2 protein-coding genes and 1 pseudogene are annotated in these 1,931 nt (G+C 33.5%); 2 read left to right on the top strand and 1 reads right to left on the bottom strand.

The annotated features are described in order from the left end of the window. Positions 1–315 precede the first annotated feature (315 nt). Both A33I_RS05710 and A33I_RS05705 read left to right on the top strand, forming a co-directional pair. Positions 316–729, top strand: a pseudogene (locus A33I_RS05710) (GNAT family N-acetyltransferase). A 90-nt stretch (positions 730–819) separates the two neighbouring features. Continuing rightward, a complete protein-coding gene (locus tag A33I_RS05705; protein ID WP_022627512.1) occupies positions 820–1,101 on the top strand; it encodes a YolC/YozM family protein in 282 nt (93 codons plus the stop codon). Positions 1,102–1,250: 149 nt separating this feature from the next. Here A33I_RS05705 and A33I_RS05700 read toward each other — a convergent pair whose 3' ends face one another. After that, positions 1,251–1,856 carry an MFS transporter gene (locus A33I_RS05700; protein WP_274422859.1) on the bottom strand — a complete coding sequence of 202 codons (606 nt, stop codon included), beginning with the start codon at positions 1,854–1,856 and terminating at the stop codon, positions 1,251–1,253. Positions 1,857–1,931: the final 75 nt, after the last annotated feature.

The following is a 1,931-nucleotide window of genomic DNA, read 5'->3' as shown; positions in this document are numbered from 1 at the left end:
GTTCTAACGATTTTCTATACTCCTGATTTTTCTTCAACGAAGATTGGTGTAAATCAAGAAGTAATGTTTGGGCAGACTTCGATAATTCCGTTACTGGTAACTTTATCAATCGCAACATTAGCTTACTATTTTTCTCAAAAATTATTTGTAACAAGTAAAAATAACACTACCTGAGCAACGCTGAACATGGCATTGCTTTTTTCTTTACCAATATAAAGAGTTGATGCAGTAAATTGGATATTATTACGTCAGTTATAGTTTTATTATCTGATTCAGATCATTAATAACTGTATTGTTGTAAAGGAGAGTTGCGCAATGGAAGTATATCAGGCTACTTATAAAGACTTAGATGGAGTAGCAACTTTGTTTAACTTGTATCGTATAATTTACGAAAAAGAAGCAGATTTAAAAGGTGCTAAATCTTACATATAATGTCGATTAGAAAGAAATGATTCTGTAATCTTTGTAGCCAAAAATTATGGAAAACTCGTGGGTTTTACCCAACTATACCCTAGCTTTTCATCTATATCAATGAAAAAAGCATGGATCTTAAATGACTTATATGTAGATGAATAAGCTAGAAGGCAAGGATTAGGAGAAATACTTTTAAATAGGGCTAAAGAACTTGCTGTCGAAACGGCGAACAGTATAGCTCTTAGTACAGCCTATGATAACTATTCAGCTCAAAAATCATATGAAAAAAATGGCTACAAACGTTTAGATGATTAGAGCTTTAAATGTAATGCAAATTATACATAAGACGTAAAAAGTCGCTTTGAGATAGTAATTTATTGTACTTGAAGAATAGGAGGAGTTTTCTTGAAGAAAGTAATGAATCTTGTACTGCATTGTAATCTTATTTTTTTATTAATTTCCTGCTCAAATAATCATTTATCTGAAGATAAAAGATTAACACAATTTGCGGATAAAGCATGGGAAGACTTTAATGTAGAATCATACATGATACTTCCTGAAACTACGGAAATCTATTTCATAGTAGAAAAGTCTACAGATCTAGAGGCTTTAGAAGCAGCATTAAACAAAAGGTTAGAAAAGAGTGAACTCGATCATTATTCTTTAATTATTGACTGGGAGATTTAACTTATTAATCTTTAGTTTCTAAAGATGAGACTACGTATAGGCAATTAGTAAAGGAGGTCGATATTGTTAAACACTTTAAAAACAGGGTGAAAAAGGGAAGTTCCCCTCTTAACCCTGTCCACTAATTACTTTATAACTCTTCGAAATAATTATATAGTCACTTTGTCCTCTCTATATGACCTGCCTCTCCATAAGATCAAGAGGGCGATCATTAATCCAATCAATGAAAAGCATAAGACGATATTCTGTATATCTAGACCTCTTGTAACAAGTAACGTTACGCCAGCATATGCAAGGGGATCAAACCCATTCATTGCTAAGAAGATAACACTCATCACTCTTCCCATAATTCTTGGATCTGTATTTTCTTGTGCTGATGTGAAAAATGGGATGGCAACAAATGTCATGGTAAAGCCAATCATGAATGCCAGGAAGGTAAGTACATAGAGATTGGGAACTTGACTAAAACCTACGCTTATAACTAGTACTGCAATTAAGCCCATAATTGAGGTCAATCCGCGCCTTCTAATTTTCACAATCCCTAACACCGCAGTACTCGTAAGCATTCCTAGACCCATGCCGACTTCAATGAAACTTAAGTTAATAGGTGTACCGCCATAGGCCTCCACTAATATGGGTATGGCAATTGTGATAGCACCGAAAGCAAAAAAGTTTAAAGTCACTAAAATCAAAATACCCGTTACTAGAAATTTACTCGCCTTTACATAAGAAAAACCTTCTTTAAGATCTTTGATATGCTCCCCATAAGGTAGACAGATTAAAAAATAAAAATCTGGCTACTTTAAGGGGAGTATTTTTAATGTCTAAAA

The sequence above is a fragment of the Alkalihalophilus marmarensis DSM 21297 genome, assembly GCF_000474275.2.
Taxonomy (GTDB): domain Bacteria; phylum Bacillota; class Bacilli; order Bacillales; family Bacillaceae_D; genus Alkalihalophilus; species Alkalihalophilus marmarensis.
Note: the sequence above shows the minus strand (reverse complement) of the source record. Positions and strands in the feature narration are given on the sequence as shown.